Origin of the sequence: Mycolicibacterium chitae (assembly GCF_900637205.1) — a bacterium.
GTDB lineage: Bacteria > Actinomycetota > Actinomycetes > Mycobacteriales > Mycobacteriaceae > Mycobacterium > Mycobacterium chitae.
This window is the reverse complement of record NZ_LR134355.1, coordinates 525,949-543,733: the sequence shown is the minus strand read 5'-3', so window position 1 is coordinate 543,733 and position 17,785 is coordinate 525,949. Positions and strand designations below refer to the sequence as shown.

The following is a 17,785-nucleotide window of genomic DNA, read 5'->3' as shown; positions in this document are numbered from 1 at the left end:
ATTTCGAGACAAGTTTCTGACAAAGATGCAGGAAGGCGGGTCCATCGTGAGCGATGCTGAGAGTGCTGCCGAACAGCCGCATGCCCTGGTAGAGCAGCGCGGACACACGCTGATCGTCACGATGAACCGGCCGGAGCGCAAGAACGCCCTCACCGGTGAGATGCTCTCGATAATGGTCGACGCCTGGGACCGCGTCGACAACGATCCGGAGATCCGGAGTTGCGTCCTGACCGGGGCCGGCGGCGCGTTCTGCGCGGGCATGGACCTGAAGAACGCCAACAAGCAGGCCCCGGGCGACACCTTCAAGGCCGGCTACGACCCCACCCGCATCGACGGCCTGCTCAAGGGCCGCCGGTTGACCAAGCCGCTGATCGCCGCCGTCGAGGGCGCCGCGATCGCCGGGGGCACCGAGATCCTGCAGGGCACCGACATCCGGGTGGCCGGCGAGAGCGCCAAGTTCGGGGTGTCCGAGGCCAAGTGGAGCCTGTACCCGATGGGCGGGTCCGCGGTGCGCCTGGTCCGGCAGATCCCGTACACGATCGCCTGCGACATCCTGCTGACCGGACGGCACATCACCGCCGCCGAGGCCCGCGAGTTCGGCCTGATCGGCCATGTCGTGCCGGACGGTTCGGCGCTGGACAAGGCGCTCGAGATCGCCGAGGTCATCAACAACAACGGCCCCTTGGCAGTACAGGCCATCCTGAAGACCATCCGGGAGACCGAGGGCATGCACGAGAACGACGCCTTCGTCCCCGACACCAAGAACGGCATCCCGGTGTTCCTCTCCGAGGACTCCAAGGAGGGCCCGCGCGCGTTCGCCGAGAAGCGCAAGCCGAACTTCCAGATGAAGTAGCGGGGACCGCAAGCCCGACGTCGGCCGTCACTCGGTCGGCCCCGTCGACTGTGCGTATTCGTCCGCTTTTTGCCAATTTTGCGTACGAAATCGCACAGTCACCACGTTCTTGGGCAGCCGCGACTCATCAGCGCTGCGCCCACTCGGTCGAAGAAGGCGCTGCGTCGGTTATGCAGCATTCCGGCAGTCACCCGGATGTCGATCCAGCCGAGTTCGGGCAATCGCGCGTACCGCTCGACATCCCAGCTGCGCCGGCGCGGATCCGTCCAGTGCTGAGCGCCGTCGAAATCGACGCCGACGCCATACTCGCACCAACCCATATCCAGGCGCGCAAAGAGCGCGCCGCATTCCTCGAACACCTCGAGCTGTGTCTCAGGTCGCGGAAACCCGGCCTGCACCAACAGCAGTCGGGTCAGCGATTCGTAGGGAGACTCCGCACCGGAGTCGACGAGCGTCAGCGTCCGCCGCAATTGTCGAACCCCGCGGGCCCCGGGATGCGCGGCAATGATGTCCTCGATATCACCAATTTTGATACCGGTGGCGTTGAGCAACGCATCGATGCGCTGGACGCCCTCTGTCAGCGGCAGGCGACGACCTAGATCGAACGCTGTTCGCGCAGGCGTTGTGATCGACATACCCGAGGCCAATTGGGTTTCACCTGAGCTCAAGGCGTCCGTGTGGACGATGATGCCGCTGGGCGGACGCCGATTGGTGTGGATCAACTCGACAGGCTTGTTCGCATCGATCCATTTCGAACCCAGCACCGCCGCCGCGGACAACCCCGCGGGTATGCCGCTGCGCCGGGACCATAACCAGGCTGCGCGGGCGTAGCTACGGTGCGACAACTCGACATCGCGGGGAACCCAGACCCCCGGGTAAACGGGCACACAGGTTCGCCGCAGCTCTCGAGAGGTGATCCGGCCGGCGTCCAACGCCTCAGACGCCCGAAATGGCCAATTGAGCTGCACCAGGGCAGATTGACAGCTTCGGCGCAGCGGCGCCGACCGTCATCCACAGGCGGTTCGACTGTGCAATTCTCGACGCAAAACCGGACTGGCGCGGAGGAATCCGCACAGTCGACGAGGAACCAGCACACCTAGCCGAGCCGCTGGCCCGGGGTGAACAACACCGGCATCTCCTCGAGGCCGGACACGAAGTTCGCCGGCCGCAGCGGCAGCCGGCTCTCGTCGGCCAACCGGAGATCGGGCATCCGCGCGATGACCCGCGAGAGCATCAGCTTCAGCTCCAGGCGGGCCAGCTGATTGCCCATGCAGAAGTGCGTGCCGAAGCCAAAGGCCACGTGGCTGTTGGGGTTTCGGTCGATGCGGAAGCTGTCCGGATCCTCGAACACGGTCTCGTCGAAGTTCGCCGATTCGAACATCAGCATGATCTTCTCGCCGGCCTTGAGCTCGGTGCCGTGGAAGTCGATGTCCTGGGTCAGCGTGCGACACATGTTCTTCACCGGCGAGGTCCAGCGCAGCATCTCCTCGATCGCGTCGGTCAGCAGGTCGGGGTTGGCCACCACCTGCTCCCACTGATCGCGGTGCCGCAGCAGCGCCTCGGTGCCGCCGGACAGCGTGTGCCGGGTGGTCTCGTCGCCGCCGATGAGGATCAGCAGGGTCTCCATGACGATCTCGTCGTCGGAGAGCTGCTGGCCCTCGACCTCGGCGTTGACCAGTACCGAGAACAGGTCCTCGGTGGGCTCGGCGCGGCGCTGCTTGATGACCTCCATGGTGAAGGCGGTGTAGGCGGCGAAGGTCTCCATCAGCTTGGTGACGGCCGACTCGTCCAGGTGCGAGCTCAACCCGCAGACCAGGTCGTCGGACCAGGTCAGCAGCATCTCCCGCTCCTCGGGCAGCACCCCGAGCATGTCGCCGATGACGGCCATCGGCAGCGGCGCGGCGATGCTGCGGACGTAGTCGCATTCGCCGCGTTCGATCACCCCATCGATCAGGGTGTCGCACAACCGCTCGATGGACGGCACCTTGTCCATCACCCGCTTGCGGGTGAAGCCGGCGTTGACGAGCTTGCGGCGCAACAGGTGTGCGGGGTCGTCCATGTCGATCATGTACGGCATGCCGGGCTGATCCGGCCGGATCCCGCCGGTGCTGGAGAACACCTCGGGGTTGCGCTCGGCATCCAGGACCGCCTGATAGGTGGTCGCGGCGGCCAGGCCGTTGCGGTCACGGAACACCGGTTGGTGGGCGCGCATCCACTTGTACGCCTCCCGGGCCCCGCCGTCTGCGTAGAAGTTGCCGTCGGTCAGGTCGACGTCGAGGATCGTGGCAGTCATCGGTCTCCGTGCTCCCTTGCGCAGTTATCGAATCTCGGTGGCGTCGCCGAACGTCATCTCGACATTGGCAGAAGATTGGGTGGCGAACGGTCGTTTCGGCAGACCGAGCGTGCGTAGTTCGTCGGCGTAGGGGTGCGCGCCCAGGCGCAGCCGCGCCCCGCCCAGCCGGGCCCGCATCCCGGAATTCTTCATCTCCCAGGGGATTTCGCGGGTGATGCCGCCGGTGTGGCTGTAGGTGGTCAGCACCTGGGCTTTCGACGTGAACGCCGACGGCACCGACAGCCCGGGCCGGAACTCGAGGCCGGCGATGAGGTTGCCGTCCTCGGACACGTCGAAGTCGAAGGTGCGCCCATCCCGAACGGTGAAGTCCGCCATGATCTTCGGGAAGCCCCAGATCTTCTGGCCGGCTTCCAGCGTGAAGCCCTGGTCGACCGGTAGGTGATGGATGAAGGCCGCCGCCGACGCCAGCGCCTTGGGCCCCTTCGCCGCGGATCCCGGCGGGTTGACCATGACCGCGGTGCCGAACTCGTGGTACTTGCCGAGATCGCCGTCGATGTAGCGGACCAGCATCAGCATGGTGACCGCGCGGCCGGGCAGGTGCTCGCAGACCCGCAGCCCGCTGTAGTCGATCATCCGCTGGGCGGCGTCCGCCGGCACCGAGAACATCGCGACGTGGGTGTCAGCCCGGCGGATGCGCACGGGCATCGTCAGCACGGTTCCCTGGATCGTGTGCGTGGAGCGGAGTGTGTCGGCCATCACCCCCAATCTAGAACGCGTTCTAGAAAGAGGCAACCACCCCCGGCGCGGGCGCTACACCAGCTCGGTCAGGTCCCTTATCTGCTCCGTTGTCCGCGCGCCGACGACCATCATGGTCACGCCGGCGGCTTCCCAGGCCGCGATTTGCTTACGCACGTAGTCGATATCGCCGACAATCGCGGCGTCGTCGACCAGCTCGTCGGGGATGACCTTCGCGGCTTGATCCTTGCGGTCCGAGCGGAACAGCGCCGTCACCTCGTCGACGACGTCGCTGTAGCCCATCCGGCGGTAGACGTCGGCGTGGAAGTTGGTGTCCTCGGCGCCCATGCCGCCCATGTAGAGGGCCAGGTGCGGCTTGATCAGCTCCAATACCGCCGGCCGGTCGTCGGTCACCACCACCTGGGCGGTCGCGCAGATCTCGAAGTCCTCCCGGGAACGACGGGCGCCCGGGCGGGCGAAGCCCTCGTCGAGCCACTCGTTGTACATCGGCGCCAACCGCGGGCTGTAGAAGATGGGCAGCCAGCCGTCGCAGATCTCGGCCGCCAGCGCCACGTTCTTGGGCCCCTCGGCGCCCAGCATGATCGGGATATCGGCGCGGCGCGGATGCGTGATGGGCTTGAGTGCCTTGCCCAGCCCGGTGGTGCCCTCCCCCGACAGCGGCAACGGGTAGTGCGGTCCCGGGCTGGTCACGGGCGCCTCGCGCGCCCACACCTGCCGGATGATGTCGATGTATTCGCGGGTACGGGCCAACGGCTTGGGGAAGCGCTGGCCGTACCAGCCCTCCACCACCTGCGGACCGGAGACGCCCAGCCCCAGGATGTGCCGTCCCCCCGAGAGGTGGTCGAGCGTCAGCGCCGCCATGGCGCAGGCCGTGGGGGTGCGTGCGGACAGCTGGATCACCGAGGTGCCCAGTCGCATCCGGGTGGTCTCGCGGCCCCACCAGGCCAGCGGCGTGTAGGCGTCCGAACCCCACGCCTCGGCGGTGAACACGGTGTCGAAGCCCGCGTCCTCGGCGGCCGCGACGAGTTCGGCGTGGTTGGTGGGCGGCTGCGCGCCCCAATACCCGAGTTGCAATCCCAGCTTCATCGGATCCGACCCCAACTTTCCCTAGTCCGTCCCGGGCGTTGCCGACCCGTTCTTGCCACGATTCTTAGAACCTGTTCTACTCGATGCCGTGAACGCCAGTCAGAGCAGCCCGTCGCTGATCGATGACCATGAGCCGCCGCTGTCCGCACCGCTGAAGCTGTCCTTTGACTACACCCGTTCGGTCGGGCCGGTCCTCAGTCAGTTCTTCACCGCACTTCGCGAACGCCGCATCGTCGGCAACCGCGGATCCGACGGCCGGGTACACGTGCCACCTGCCGAATACGACCCCGTCACCTATGAGCGGTTGAGCGAGATCGTACCGGTGGCATCCGTCGGCACCGTGGTGTCGTGGACGTGGGTTCCCGAGCCGGTGGACGGCCAACCGCTGGACCGCCCCTTCGCCTGGGCGCTGATCAAACTCGACGGCGCCGACACCCCGCTGCTGCACGCCCTCGACGTCGCGAGCCCCGACGACATCGCCACCGGGGCGCGGGTCCACGCGCACTGGGTCGACGAGCCCGTCGGCGCGATCACCGACATCGCCTACTTCGCGCTGGGCGAGCAGCCGGAGCCTGCGGCCGCGCCGGCCGTCGACCTGGAACCGGTGACCATGCTGGTCACGCCGATCGAGGTGGAGATCCAGCACAGTGCCTCCCGTCCGGAGAGCGCCTACCTGCGGGCACTGCAGGAGGGCCGGCTGGTCGGCGCGCGGCGGGGTGCCGACGGGCCGGTGTACTTCCCGGCCCGTGAGGCCGACCCCAAGACCGGGCAGACCCTCGACGAGCTGGTCGAGCTGCCGGACAAGGGCATCGTCACCACCTTCGCGGTGATCAACATCCCGTTCGCCGGGCAGCGCATCAAACCGCCCTACGTCGCGGCCTACGTGCTGCTCGACGGGGCCGACATTCCGTTCCTGCACCTGGTCACCGACATCGATCCGGCCGACGTGCGGATGGGCATGCGGGTCGAGGCGGTGTGGAAGCCCCGCGAGGAGTGGGGCCACGGCATCGACAACATCGACTACTTCCGGCCCACCGGCGAACCCGACGCCGACTACGACTCGTTCAAGCACCACCTCTAGAGAGGCGCACCGTGACAGACATCGCAGTGGTCGGTTTCGCGCATGCCCCACATGTGCGCCGCACCGACGGCACCACCAACGGCGTCGAGATGTTGATGCCGTGTTTCGCCGCGCTCTACGAGGAGCTGGGCATCACCAAGGCCGACATCGGGTTCTGGTGCTCCGGGTCGTCGGACTACCTTGCCGGACGCGCCTTCTCGTTCATCTCGGCGATCGACTCGATCGGCGCGGTGCCGCCGATCAACGAATCGCACGTGGAGATGGACGCCGCGTGGGCGCTCTACGAGGCCTACATCAAGCTGCTGACCGGTGAGGTCGAGACCGCGTTGGTCTACGGGTTCGGCAAGTCCTCGGCCGGCAACCTGCGCCGGGTGCTGGCGCTGCAGACCGACCCCTACACCGTGGCGCCGCTGTGGCCGGATTCCATCTCGATGGCCGGCCTGCAGGCCCGGCTGGGGTTGGACGCCGGCAAGTGGACCGTCGAGCAGATGGCGCAGGTCGCACTGGACGCGATGACCGCCGCCGGCCGCACCGACTCGGTGGAGAGCGCCGCCAGCGTCGACGAACTGCTGGCCCGCCCGCTCTACGCCGATCCGCTGCGCCGTCACGACATCGCGCCCATCACCGACGGCGCGGCCGCGATCGTGCTGGCCGCCGGCGACCGGGCCCGCGAACTGCGGGAGAATCCGGCCTGGATCACGGGCCTCGAGCACCGCATCGAGACACCCATCCTGGGTGCCCGCGACCTGGCGAGTTCCCCGTCGACCGCGGCGTCGGCCCGGTCGGCTCTGGGCGGCGACGCGGGCGCGGTCGAGGTGGCCGAACTGCACGCCCCGTTCAGCCATCAGCAGCTGATCCTCGCCGAGGCGATCGGGCTGGGCGAGGCCACGAAGATCAACCCGTCCGGCGGCGCGCTCGCCGGCAACCCCATGTTCGCGGCCGGCCTGGAACGCATCGGCTTTGCCGCCCAACACATCTGGAACGGGACGGCGCAACGGACCCTGGCGCACGCCACCAGCGGACCGGCGCTGCAGCAAAACCTGGTCGCCGTTCTCGACGGAAAGGTCAACTGAACATGGCCAAGCAGCTAGCAGCGGTCCTGGGCACCGGGCAGACCAAGTACGTCGCCAAGCGCAAGGACGTCTCGATGAACGGGCTGGTCCGCGAGGCCATCGACCGTGCGCTCGAGGACTCCGGATCCACCATGGACGACATCGACGCCGTCGTCGTCGGCAAGGCACCCGACCTCTTCGAGGGCGTGATGATGCCGGAGCTGTTCATGGCCGACGCCACCGGCGCCACCGGCAAACCACTGATCCGCGTGCACACCGCGGGTTCGGTGGGCGGTTCCACCGCGATCGTGGCGGCCAGCCTGGTGCAGTCGGGCAAGTACCGCCGGGTGTTGACGATGGCCTGGGAGAAGCAGTCCGAGTCGAACGCCATGTGGGCGCTGAGCATCCCGGTGCCGTTCATCAAGCCGGTCGGCGCCGGCGCGGGCGGGTACTTCGCACCGCATGTGCGCGCCTACATCAACCGCTCGGGCGCGCCCAAGCACATCGGCGCCATGGTGGCCGTCAAGGACCGGCTCAACGGCGCGAAGAACCCGCTGGCCCATCTGCATCAGCCCGACATCACCGTCGAGAAGGTGATGGAGTCGCCGATGCTGTGGGACCCCATCCGGTACGACGAGACCTGCCCGTCGTCGGACGGCGCGTGCGCAATGGTGATCGGCAACGAGCAGATCGCCGACGCCCGCGTCGCCGAGGGGCATCCGGTGGCGTGGGTGCACGCGACCGCGCTGCGGACCGAGCCGCTGGCCTATGCGGGCCGCGATCAGGTGAGCCCGCAGGCCGGCCGCGACGCCGCGGCCGCGCTGTGGAAGGCCGCGGGGATCACCAGCCCGATCGACGAGATCGACGTGGCCGAGATCTACGTGCCGTTCTCCTGGTTCGAGCCGATGTGGTTGGAGAACCTGGGTTTTGCCGCCGAGGGCGAGGGATGGAAGCTCACCGAGGCCGGCGAGACCGCGATCGGCGGCAAGATCCCGCTGAACGCGTCCGGCGGCGTGCTGTCGTCGAACCCGATCGGCGCCTCCGGGATGATCCGGTTCGCCGAGTCGGCGATCCAGGTGATGGGCAAGGCCGGTGACCACCAGGTCGAGGGCGCCCGCAAGGCGCTCGGCCATGCCTACGGCGGGGGTTCGCAGTACTACTCCATGTGGGTGGTCGCCAGCGACAAGCCGGTGTGAGTCCAACCACTCGAGGCCCCCGGGGGCGCTCGTCTCAGCTCGTTTACAGCTCTGCCACGTAGGGTAGGAACGTCGGACAGGTCAGTTCGACACCCACCCCGCAACGTTAGAGCCGAGTTTTGTCACGCCCCAAATACCTCAGCACACCGACCGGCCGCCTCGCCGCTGCCGCGATCGCGGCAGCGGTCGCCCTCGGCGCCACCGCCTGCGGCGGAGTGAGCTCCGACCCCGCGGGCCTCGGCCAGACCAGCACGACGTCCCCGACGGCGGCCTCCTCGGGTCCGTCCGCGTCGCCGGCGTCGCCGACCTCGACGACCTCGGCGGACAAGGAGGCCGACCTCGCCGCCGACTACCGGCACCTGCTGCTGCAGCCCGAGCACCTCAGCGACCAGGAGGACACCTTCACGGCCCGCTCGGTGGACACCAACCCCAGCGGCATGCCCGGCGCCAGCGCGTTCTTCGTCAACGCCGATGACGACCGCGCCATCTCGGACACGATCGTGCTGTACCCCGACGCGACCACCGCGAAGAAAACGCTGAAGGCCGCGACCGAGGCCCTGCCTACCAAGGTCATCGGCGGGACCCCCGAGCCGGTGGCCGTCGGCACCGACGGCGTCGTGATCTCCGGGACCTCTCCGGCCGGCGACAAGTCCGTGACGCAGCTGCTCTTCACCCAGGGCCGCGCGCTGGTCCGGCTGGACTTCGAGAGCGCCGTCGGCGACAGCACCTCCGACCAGTTCGTCACCAACGTCGCCAAGATGCAGTTGATCGCGCTGCAGACCGGGCTGCCGGACACGGAGTAATCGTCGCCGGGTTCGGGTATGCCGCAGGTCACGCCCCCGTCGTTGCGGGAATCGGGGTCAAAACTGTAACGTGTTCTAGTTAGAGAGACTGGAGGCGCGAAGTGACGACTGAAACAGCCCACAGCGGCATTCGCGAGATCGATACCGGCACGCTGCCCGACCGCTACGCCCGCGGCTGGCACTGCCTGGGACCCGTAAAGAGCTTCTTGGACGGCAAGCCGCACAGCGTCGAGATCTTCGGCACCAAGCTCGTGGTGTTCGCGGACTCCGCGGGCGAGCTCAACGTCCTGGACGGCTACTGCCGCCACATGGGTGGTGACCTGTCGCAGGGCACCATCAAGGGCGACGAGGTGGCCTGCCCGTTCCACGACTGGCGGTGGGGCGGCGACGGCAAGTGCAAGCTGGTCCCCTACGCCAAGCGCACGCCGCGGCTGGCCCGCACCCGCGCCTGGCACACCGACACCCGCGGCGGCCTGCTGTTCGTCTGGCACGACCACGAGGGCAACCCGCCGCAGCCCGAGGTGCGGATCCCCGAGATCCCCGAGTGGGCCAGCGGCGACTGGACCGACTGGAAGTGGAACTCGCTGCTGATCGAGGGCTCCAACTGCCGCGAGATCATCGACAACGTCACCGACATGGCGCACTTCTTCTACATCCACTTCGGCCTGCCGACGTACTTCAAGAACGTCTTCGAGGGCCACGTCGCGTCGCAGTACCTGCACAACGTGGGCCGCCCCGACATCAACGACATGGGCACCGCCTACGGCGACGCGAAGCTGGACTCGGAGGCGTCGTACTTCGGCCCGTCGTTCATGATCAACTGGCTGCACAACACCTACGGCGACTTCAAGGCCGAGTCGATCCTGATCAACTGCCACTACCCGGTGACCCAGGACTCGTTCGTGCTGCAGTGGGGCGTCATCGTCGAGAAGCCCAAGGGCCTCGACGACGCCACCTCCGAGAAGCTGGCCGACGCCTTCACCGAAGGCGTCAGCAAGGGCTTCCTGCAGGATGTGGAGATCTGGAAGCACAAGACCCGCATCGACAACCCACTGCTGGTCGAGGAGGACGGCGCCGTCTATCAGATGCGACGTTGGTATCAGCAGTTCTACGTCGACGTCGCCGACGTCACCGCGGAGATGACGGACCGTTTCGAACTCGAGGTGGACACCACCGCCGCCAACGAGAAGTGGCACGTGGAGGTCGAGGAGAACCTGCGGCGGCAGGCCGAGGCCAAGGAACAGCAGACCTCCGAGGTCTCTGGATGAGTTCGGGCAAGGGGACCCCTGACGTCGACGGCCTCGCGCGGTCGATGGTCCTCTTGCACGGCGGTCACGACGACGACGAGCACGATCACCACCACGGCCACGGCCCCGATGACGGTGACGCCCCGGCCGGGTCTTGGAGCAAGGCACCGAGTTTCGCCTCCGACCCGGCCCGCGCCGCGGCGGTGCGCGCCGCCACCGCCGCCGACCGCGACCGGTACCTGACCTCGGGATTGGCGCCGGTGGACTGCCGGTTCTGTCACGCCACCGTCGAGGTCAAGAAGCTGGGGCCGGAATACACTGCCGTGCAATGGAACTCCGAGGCAGTACAGCGGTGCGCGGTGTTCGCCGAGGCCCGCGCCGACGGTCAGCGCGCCCCGATGCGCGCGTGCCCGCGGCTGAGCGACAGCATCAAGCACGCGATCGCCGAGGGCTGCCTCGAGGCCGTCTCCAGCGCCCCGTCGCCGGGCGACGGCTGAGACGTTTCCGCCGGGAGCATCGGTGACCGACCGTCAGCGCTTCGGCCAGCTGGAGATCCTGCGCTTCGAGACCGGCTGGGTACGGACCAACTGCTACTTGGTCTTTCACCATGCGGACCGGGAGGCGTTGATCATCGACCCCGGCGACGGGGCGGCCGGCAAGGTGCGCGACCTGGTCCGCCGAAACCGCCTGGCGCCGCGGGCCGTCCTGCTGACCCACGGCCACCTCGACCACGTCTGGAACGCGCAGCGGTTGTCGGACCACTACGCCATCCCGACGTGCGTCCACGTGGCGGATCGACCGATGCTGGTCAATCCGATCCGGGGCGTGGCACCGCGGCTGGTGCAGAAGATGGTGGGCGCGTTCTGCTCCGAACCCGAGCAGGTGGTGGGACTCTCCGACGGCAGCAGCCTGACCCTCGGCGGGATCCATGTGACGGTGGATCACACGCCCGGGCACACGCCGGGATCGGTGACGTTCCGGGTGACCGATCCGCAGCATCCCGACCTGTTGTTCACCGGGGACACCCTGTTCAACGGCAGCGTGGGCCGCACCGACTTCGAGGGCGGCAGCGGCAATCACCTGCTCAGTTCGATCATTGGAAAGCTGCTGGTGCGCGACGACCGCGCGCAGGTGCTGCCCGGGCACGGCCCGCAGAGCACCATCGGCGTCGAGCGCCGCGCCAACCCGTTCCTGCAGCCGTGACTCAGAGCCCGGCGAAACGCTCCCGGACCTGCTCGGCCGTCAGCCCGTAATCCGCCAGCGAGTAGGTGTGCTTCGGTGAGCGCGGACCCCGCTGACTCTCGTCGTGCATATCGCGCATCGCCTGCCGCGCGGCGTCGGAGAGTTCGATGCCGAAGTGCGTATAGATCCCGGCGACGGTCCCGAGAGGGTCCTTGACGAAGTCGGCGTAGTCGATGTCGCAGAACTGCGCTGGATCATGCTTGGCGCGTTCGGCGTTGAACAATTCCAGCCCGCGCGACCAGGTCTCCAGGTTGTCCGCGCCGATCTGTTCGCCGACAAAGACATTCGACCAGCCCGCGGTGGTGTGCGCGGACAGCGAACACATCGAGGCCATGATGGTCTCGGCCGGTCGGTGGCACTGCACCACGAGCGCATCGGGGTAGGTGGCCAGCAGCGCGTCGAGGGCGAACAGGTGGCTGGGATTCTTGAGCACCCAACGCTTTTCGATGTCGTTGAGCCCGATCAGCTGCAGGTTCTTACGGTGCCGCTGATACGGCTTGGTCCAGTCCTGGCGGGACAGCCACTGCGCGTAGCTGGGCACGTGCGCCAGGGTTTCGTAGGACACCGAGTGCAGCGACTGCCGCAGCAGCTGCCAGCACTCCTCGACCTCGTCCGCGGTCATGTAGTGCAGGCCGAGGTATTCCGGATCCTCGTTGTGCGCCTTGGCGAACTGGGCGTCGAGCTGCTGGAACACCGGGTTGTCCGCCCAGGTCTCCCGGGGCGGGCGGGGCTGCGGGAACTCCGCCAGCCACAGCTCGAGGCCCTGGTGGGCGGGGTCGGCGGTGAGCAGCCGATGCAGGGCGGTGGTGCCGGTGCGGGGCAGTCCGGTGACGAAGATCGGGCGTTCGATCGCGACGTCGGCGTGCTGGGGATGCTGCTTCCACGCCGCCTCGGACATCAGCCGGGCCACCAGCGCGTTGCGCAGGAAGAACCGGCACATCTTGCTGCCGAACTCGGTGAGGTTCTCGTCGCGCTGATAGGACTCCAGCAGCACGGCCAGGCCCTCGCGGTAGTTGTCGTCGTCGTTGCCGAAGTCGTCGAGTCCGACGGCCTTGATGGCCGAGGCGTGCAGGTCCTCGACCGTGCCGACGTTGGTGCGCGGCGTCATGCCTTGAACTCCCCGCAGTTGACGTCCAGGGCCTGGCCGGTGATGCCGCTGGCCAGATCGCTGGCCATGAACAGGATCGCCGAGGCCACCTCGTCCTCGGTCGGGAGTCGCTTGAGGTCGGAGGCCGCGGCCGCCGCGCGGTAGATGTCGTCGACGGTGGTGCCGTACTTGCCGGCCTGGTGGTTGAAGTAGCCCTCCAGCGTGCCGCCCCAGATATAGCCGGGCAGAATGGAATTCACCCGGATGCCCTGCTCCCCCAGCTCGGTGGCCAGCGACTGTGACATGGCCAGCAGCGCGGACTTCGCCATCTTGTAGGCCCCGTACTTGGCCTGTGAGTGGCGCACGACCATCGAATTGACGTTGACCACCGACCCCTTGGCCTCGGCCAGGGCCGGGGTGAAGCCCTGGATCAGCCGCAGCGCGCCGAACACCGTGAGCTCGATGGCCTCGCGCATGTGCTCGAAGGTGGTGTCGGCCAACGGTTTCATCGAGGGCACCCGAAACGCGTTGTTGATCACCACATCCACCCGGCCGTAGGTCTGCATGGCGGTCTCGACCAGGTTCTGCACCTGCGCATCGTCGGTGATGTCGGTGCCCACGGCCAGCGCCCGGCGGCCGGTGTCGGCGACCTGCTTGGCGACGTCGTCGAGTCGCTCGACCGTGCGGGCGGCCAGCACCAGGTCGGCGCCGGCCTCCGCGCAGCGCCGCGCCAGCGTCGTCCCCAGCGCGGGGCCGACACCGCTGATCACCACTACCTTGTCTGCAAGCAATCCGGTCATCTGCTACCCCAGCATCCTGTTGGCGATCTGCTGCTGACGCAGGGCGATTCGCGCGCGCCAGCCATCCTCGGTGATCTTGTTCGATTCGTAATGCGGCAGGGCCTTCGAGACGTCGGCTACGTCCAGCAGTTCGACCGTCGGGCCGTCGGCCTCGGTGAGCTCTCGGGACAGCCGTTGCCAGCGGAACTGGAGGTAGCCGCGCCGGTGGCCCAGCGTCTCGCACCAGTTGGTCACCCCCGGGTTGGCGTCGGAGACGACGATCCTGATCTTGCCGTCCGGATCGACTTGCGCCTGAGTGCCGTTCAGCGAGGTCTGGTGGTTGATGTAGTCCAGCGAGATGTACCAGAGGCTGCCGAGCTGGAAACCCATGTAGGGGGCGTCGGAGGCCGGCACGGTGATGACCAGTGCCTGCTCGGGATTCAGTTCGAAGTGCCCGGCCGACGAGTACTGCGTGGCGAGCCCGCCGGGGGTGAGCCGCGGGGCCACCATGGTGTTCACCGGGATGTTGAGGTAGAACCACTGCGGAAACTGCAGCCAGGTCTTGACCCGCTGCACCAGTTGCTTTCCGGCGACGGCGTAGCGCTTCTCGATGAGTTGTCGACTCAGCGGCGGAGGTGCGGTGCCGGCGGTGTCGGTGCGCGCCACGGTGACGGTGCCGCGGCGCGCGGACCAGTCGTTGTACACCTCGCGGATCAGCAGTTGCGACGGGGCGCTCGGCGTCACCCGCCACTCGAAGCTGCCGTCGTCGGCGATGTCGAGTTCGCGGTCGTCGAAGGCGGCCTCACTGGGCGGCACGTTGTTGTCGGTGTACTCGCCGCCGAGCATCTGGAAGCTGAGATCCGTTGTGGTGCCGCGGACCCCGGTGACCACGTACTCCCGACCCGGTTGCACCCGGGTGCCGAAGTACAGCGTGTCCGGGTTGTCCAGGCCCATCTTCGTGTAGGGCCCGGTGCCCGACTGCAGGACGGGATGGTCGCGGTCGTAGTCGAAGCCGAGGTGGATGCAGGCCGAGATGCAGCCGGCCAGGTACTGCAGGCCCTCGAACAGGTCCGCCTCGGATTCGATATGCGGCGCCTCGGTGACCAGGCGCTCCGCCTCGGCGATCGCGTCGACCAGTGGCTGGGAATACATCGGCGCCCCGTTTCGGTCCATTATTGGAACATGCTGGTAGAGTTTCCGACCTGACCCTAGAACGTGTTCCAGTGTGCGTCAATGTTGGGAGAGCCGTCGTGGCATCCGCCGACCGTGCCTCGCCGCCCACCGCACGGGTGGTCGCCGTCCTGGAGTTCCTGGCCCGGCACCCCCACGATCGGTTCGGCCTGTCCGAACTGGCCCGGCGGGTGGAGCTGAGCAAGCCGACCTGTCTCGGCATCCTCACCACCCTGACCGAGTCCGGTTATCTGGTGCGCGACGTCGGCGACAACGGTCGGGACAAGACGTATCGGCTGGGGCCCGCGCTGATCGCGCTCGGCCACACCGCCCAGGAGTCGCTGCGGGTCAGCCCCGCCGCCCGCGACGAACTGCGCCGGCTATCCGAGGCCTACCAGACCACCGCGGGGCTGTCGGCCGTCGTCGACGACCGCATCACGCTGCTCGAACTGGTGGGCCCCGCCGGCGTCGACGTCGGTGTGCGGGTGGGGCAGAGCTATCCGTTTGCGCCGCCGGTGGGGCTGATGTTCGTGCTGTGGGACGACGAGGCGCTGCGGGCCTGGCTGGCCAAGGCGCCGACGATCCCGCTGCGCACCGACTCCGCCCGGTTGGACGCGGTGATCGCGGAGTGCCGGACATCCGGGTACCTGGTGGAACGCATGACCCCGGGCGGCCGACGGCTGTACGCCCTGATGGCGGGCATGTCGAATTCGATGCCCGATGAATTACGTGCCCTGCTCGGTGAACTGGTCTCCGACATCGGCGAGCGGGTGTATCTACGCGGCGAGGCGCAGGCCGCCGGCCGCAAGCGCGAGGACATCAGCGTCATCTCGGCACCGGTCTTCGACCATCACCAGCGGCAGGTGATGGTCGTCTCGTTGCAGATCGGGCGGGCACTCACCGACGCCGAGATCACCAAGCGCGCAAGGGATCTGATGATCTCAGCCGCGGCGATCACCGCGCAACTGGGCGGTGCGGCGCCGGCGGTCAGCTGACCGTCGCCAGCGCGAACGGCAACACCTCCGGCGCCCCGGCCTCGCGGAGCGCCCGGGTCGCCATGGTCATCGTCCACCCGGTGTCGACCACGTCATCGACCAGCAGCACCGGTCCGCCGACGTCAAGGGGAGGCACCTCCCACGCCCCGTCGAGGGCCGCCACCCGATACGCCGAGTTCGCCGCGGTGACCCGGCGCCGCTGCGGCGCGTAGTGCAGGGTCCCGAGGTCGGTGAGCCGGCCGACCTCGGCCAGTCGTCGCGCGGTCGAGGAGATCAGCTTCGGATGCGTCTCCGAGTCCAGCGCGAGGACGGCCACTGGGCGGGTGGTCCATCCCCAGGCTTTGAGCACCTCGATGGCGGCCTGGATCACCTCGTCGGGCGCCTCGTCGTCGGGTTCGGCCAGCAGCCGGCGCAGGCGGGCGCCCCAACCGAGGTCGGTGAGGCGGCCGATGGCGCGTCCCGGCTCCGCGCCGTCGGCGATGCGGCCCTTGAGGTCGAGGCCCAGGGTGGCCAGGCCGGTGGGCCATTGCTTGCGCGGCGCGATCTCGACCCCGGGGCGGCGCAACCGTTCCCGGGTGGCGGTCAGGGTTGCGTCATCCACCCCGGGCTCGTACCGGGTGCCGGTGCAGTTGTCGCAGCGCCCGCAGCGCTCGTCGGCGGCGAGCTCGGGATCGTCGAGTTGACTGCGCAGGAACGCCATTCGGCATTGGTCGGTGCTCTGGTAGTCGAGCATGGCCTGCTGCTCGCGCTTGCGCGCCTCCTCGAGGGCGCGGTACCGGTCCTCGTCGTACTCCCACGGCTGGCCGGTGCCGATCCACCCGCCCTTGACGCGGCGGACCGCGCCGTCGACGTCGAGCACCTTGAGCACCATCTCCAGGCGCGAGCGATTCAGATCGACCAGCGGCTCCAGCGCCGCGGTGGACTGGGCGCGGTCGGTGTCGAGCGCGGCGATCACGTTGCGCACCATGGCTTCCGACGGGAACGCGACCGAGGAGAAGTACCGCCACACATCCTGGTCTTCGACGCCGGGCAGCAGGACGACCTCGGCGCTCTCGGTGGCGCGCCCGGCGCGACCGACCTGCTGGTAGTAGGCGATCGGCGACGACGGCGCCCCCAGGTGGACGACGAAGCCCAGGTCGGGCTTGTCGAACCCCATGCCCAGCGCCGACGTCGCCACCAGTGCCTTGACCCGGTTCTCGAGCAGGTCCGCCTCGAGCTGTTCCCGTTCGGTGGTGTCGGTGGCACCGGTGTAGGCCTCGACCCGGTGCCCGCGATCCCGCAGCAGGCCCGCGACGTCGCGGGCCTGCGCGACGGTCAGCGTGTAGATGATGCCGGAGCCCGGCAACGAATCCAGCTGCGCGGCAATCCATGCCGCGCGTTGCGCGGGACCGCCGGCGCGCACCACCGCCAGCCGCAGGGACTCCCGGTCCAGGCCGCCGCGCAGCACCAGGGTGTCGCGTCCGCCCACGCCGAGCTGGGTGGCGACGTCGTTGACGACGCGGTCGTTGGCGGTGGCCGTGGTGGCCAGCACGGGGATGTCCGTGCCGAGTTCGGCGATCAGCGTGCGGATGCGGCGGTAGTCGGGTCGGAAGTCGTGGCCCCAGTCGGAGACACAGTGTGCCTCGTCGACCACCACCAGCCCCGCATCGGCGGCCAACGCGGGCAGCACATTGTCCCGGAAGTCGGGATTGTTGAGCCGCTCCGGGCTGACGAGCAGGACGTCGAGGGCGCCATCGGAGACCTGCTGGTGGATGCCGTCCCATTCGGTGACGTTGCCGGAGTTGATGGTCGCCGCCCGGACCCCGGCGCGCTCGGCGGCGGCCACCTGGTTGCGCATCAGGGCCAGCAGCGGCGACACGATGACGGTCGGTCCGTGCCCGGCGGCGCGCAGCAGCTTGGCGGCGATGAAGTAGACCGCCGACTTGCCCCAGCCGGTGCGCTGCACCACCAACGCCCTGCGCCGTTGCACCACCAGCGCCTCGATGGCCGTCCACTGGTCGTCGCGCAGCGAGGCGCCGGGGCCGGCGAGTTGTTCGAGGATCGACTGGGCCTGCTCGCGGGTAGCCATGGCCCCATCCTGCCGGGTGCCGCAGACAAGTGTGCCCGCCCACTACCAACAGCGGGCGGGCACTACCTGGTGTCGAG

Annotated in this window: 17 protein-coding genes; 9 read left to right on the top strand and 8 right to left on the bottom strand. The window is 68.3% G+C overall.

The genetic code is table 11. From position 1 onward, the window contains the following. Positions 1-25 precede the first annotated feature (25 nt). The gene (locus tag EL338_RS02495; RefSeq protein WP_126332291.1) at positions 26-853 is read left to right on the top strand and encodes a crotonase/enoyl-CoA hydratase family protein; all 828 of its coding nucleotides are present in this window, start codon (positions 26-28) and stop codon (positions 851-853) included. 98 nt (positions 854-951) lie between these two features. Here EL338_RS02495 and EL338_RS02490 read toward each other — a convergent pair whose 3' ends face one another. The 4 genes from EL338_RS02490 to EL338_RS02475 all read right to left on the bottom strand — a co-directional run bounded on the left by EL338_RS02490 (position 952) and on the right by EL338_RS02475 (position 4,988). Then, positions 952-1,824 (bottom strand): type IV toxin-antitoxin system AbiEi family antitoxin, encoded by an 873-nt coding sequence (locus EL338_RS02490; protein WP_126332290.1) that lies wholly within the window; start codon positions 1,822-1,824, stop codon positions 952-954. 125 nt (positions 1,825-1,949) lie between these two features. Continuing rightward, a complete protein-coding gene (locus EL338_RS02485; protein ID WP_126332289.1) occupies positions 1,950-3,146 on the bottom strand; it encodes a cytochrome P450 in 1,197 nt (398 codons plus the stop codon). A 24-nt stretch (positions 3,147-3,170) separates the two neighbouring features. Continuing rightward, positions 3,171-3,902 (bottom strand): acetoacetate decarboxylase family protein, encoded by a 732-nt coding sequence (locus EL338_RS02480; RefSeq protein ID WP_126332288.1) that lies wholly within the window; start codon positions 3,900-3,902, stop codon positions 3,171-3,173. A 54-nt stretch (positions 3,903-3,956) separates the two neighbouring features. Continuing rightward, on the bottom strand, positions 3,957-4,988 hold the full coding sequence (locus tag EL338_RS02475) for an LLM class F420-dependent oxidoreductase (RefSeq protein ID WP_126332287.1): 1,032 nt from the start codon (positions 4,986-4,988) through the stop codon (positions 3,957-3,959). An 88-nt stretch (positions 4,989-5,076) separates the two neighbouring features. Here EL338_RS02475 and EL338_RS02470 point away from each other — a divergent pair, with 88 nt between their 5' ends. From EL338_RS02470 to EL338_RS02440, 7 genes are all read left to right on the top strand, one after another. Beyond that, positions 5,077-6,069, top strand: a complete 993-nt coding sequence (locus EL338_RS02470; protein WP_126332286.1) for a Zn-ribbon domain-containing OB-fold protein — start codon at positions 5,077-5,079, stop codon at positions 6,067-6,069. A gap of 11 nt (positions 6,070-6,080) precedes the next feature. Beyond that, positions 6,081-7,142 (top strand): thiolase family protein, encoded by a 1,062-nt coding sequence (locus EL338_RS02465; RefSeq protein ID WP_163791978.1) that lies wholly within the window; start codon positions 6,081-6,083, stop codon positions 7,140-7,142. A 2-nt stretch (positions 7,143-7,144) separates the two neighbouring features. Beyond that, a complete protein-coding gene (locus EL338_RS02460; RefSeq protein ID WP_126332285.1) occupies positions 7,145-8,317 on the top strand; it encodes a thiolase family protein in 1,173 nt (390 codons plus the stop codon). 119 nt (positions 8,318-8,436) lie between these two features. Beyond that, entirely contained in the window at positions 8,437-9,120 is a 684-nt protein-coding gene (locus EL338_RS02455; protein WP_126332284.1) for a hypothetical protein, read from the top strand. 101 nt (positions 9,121-9,221) lie between these two features. Beyond that, positions 9,222-10,388 carry a 3-ketosteroid-9-alpha-monooxygenase, oxygenase component gene (locus EL338_RS02450; RefSeq protein ID WP_126332283.1) on the top strand — a complete coding sequence of 389 codons (1,167 nt, stop codon included), beginning with the start codon at positions 9,222-9,224 and terminating at the stop codon, positions 10,386-10,388. Beyond that, complete coding sequence (locus EL338_RS02445; protein WP_126332282.1) at positions 10,385-10,864, top strand: hypothetical protein; 480 nt, start codon at positions 10,385-10,387, stop codon at positions 10,862-10,864. Before EL338_RS02450 ends, EL338_RS02445 begins: the two co-directional genes overlap by 4 nt. 22 nt (positions 10,865-10,886) lie before the next feature. Next, positions 10,887-11,570: an MBL fold metallo-hydrolase gene (locus tag EL338_RS02440; RefSeq protein ID WP_235666346.1), complete on the top strand. Its 684-nt coding sequence runs from the start codon at positions 10,887-10,889 to the stop codon at positions 11,568-11,570. 1 nt (position 11,571) lies between these two features. Here EL338_RS02440 and EL338_RS02435 read toward each other — a convergent pair whose 3' ends face one another. Genes EL338_RS02435 through EL338_RS02425 form a run of 3 tightly spaced genes read right to left on the bottom strand, consistent with a single transcriptional unit; the run spans position 11,572 to position 14,627 of the window. After that, positions 11,572-12,717, bottom strand: a complete 1,146-nt coding sequence (locus EL338_RS02435) for a sulfotransferase family protein (protein WP_126332281.1) — start codon at positions 12,715-12,717, stop codon at positions 11,572-11,574. Then, positions 12,714-13,496: an SDR family oxidoreductase gene (locus EL338_RS02430; protein ID WP_126332280.1), complete on the bottom strand. Its 783-nt coding sequence runs from the start codon at positions 13,494-13,496 to the stop codon at positions 12,714-12,716. The genes EL338_RS02435 and EL338_RS02430 overlap by 4 nt, the downstream gene beginning before the upstream one ends. Positions 13,497-13,499: 3 nt before the next feature. After that, positions 13,500-14,627, bottom strand: coding sequence for a hypothetical protein (locus EL338_RS02425; protein ID WP_126332279.1), 1,128 nt, complete (start codon positions 14,625-14,627; stop codon positions 13,500-13,502). Positions 14,628-14,725: 98 nt separating this feature from the next. Between EL338_RS02425 and EL338_RS02420 the strand changes: the two genes are divergently transcribed. After that, entirely contained in the window at positions 14,726-15,640 is a 915-nt protein-coding gene (locus EL338_RS02420; protein ID WP_235666345.1) for an IclR family transcriptional regulator, read from the top strand. On the opposite strand, the gene EL338_RS02415 is transcribed toward EL338_RS02420, so the two are convergent. Beyond that, positions 15,633-17,708, bottom strand: coding sequence for a RecQ family ATP-dependent DNA helicase (locus EL338_RS02415; RefSeq protein WP_126332278.1), 2,076 nt, complete (start codon positions 17,706-17,708; stop codon positions 15,633-15,635). The genes EL338_RS02420 and EL338_RS02415 overlap by 8 nt on opposite strands. Positions 17,709-17,785 lie beyond the last annotated feature (77 nt).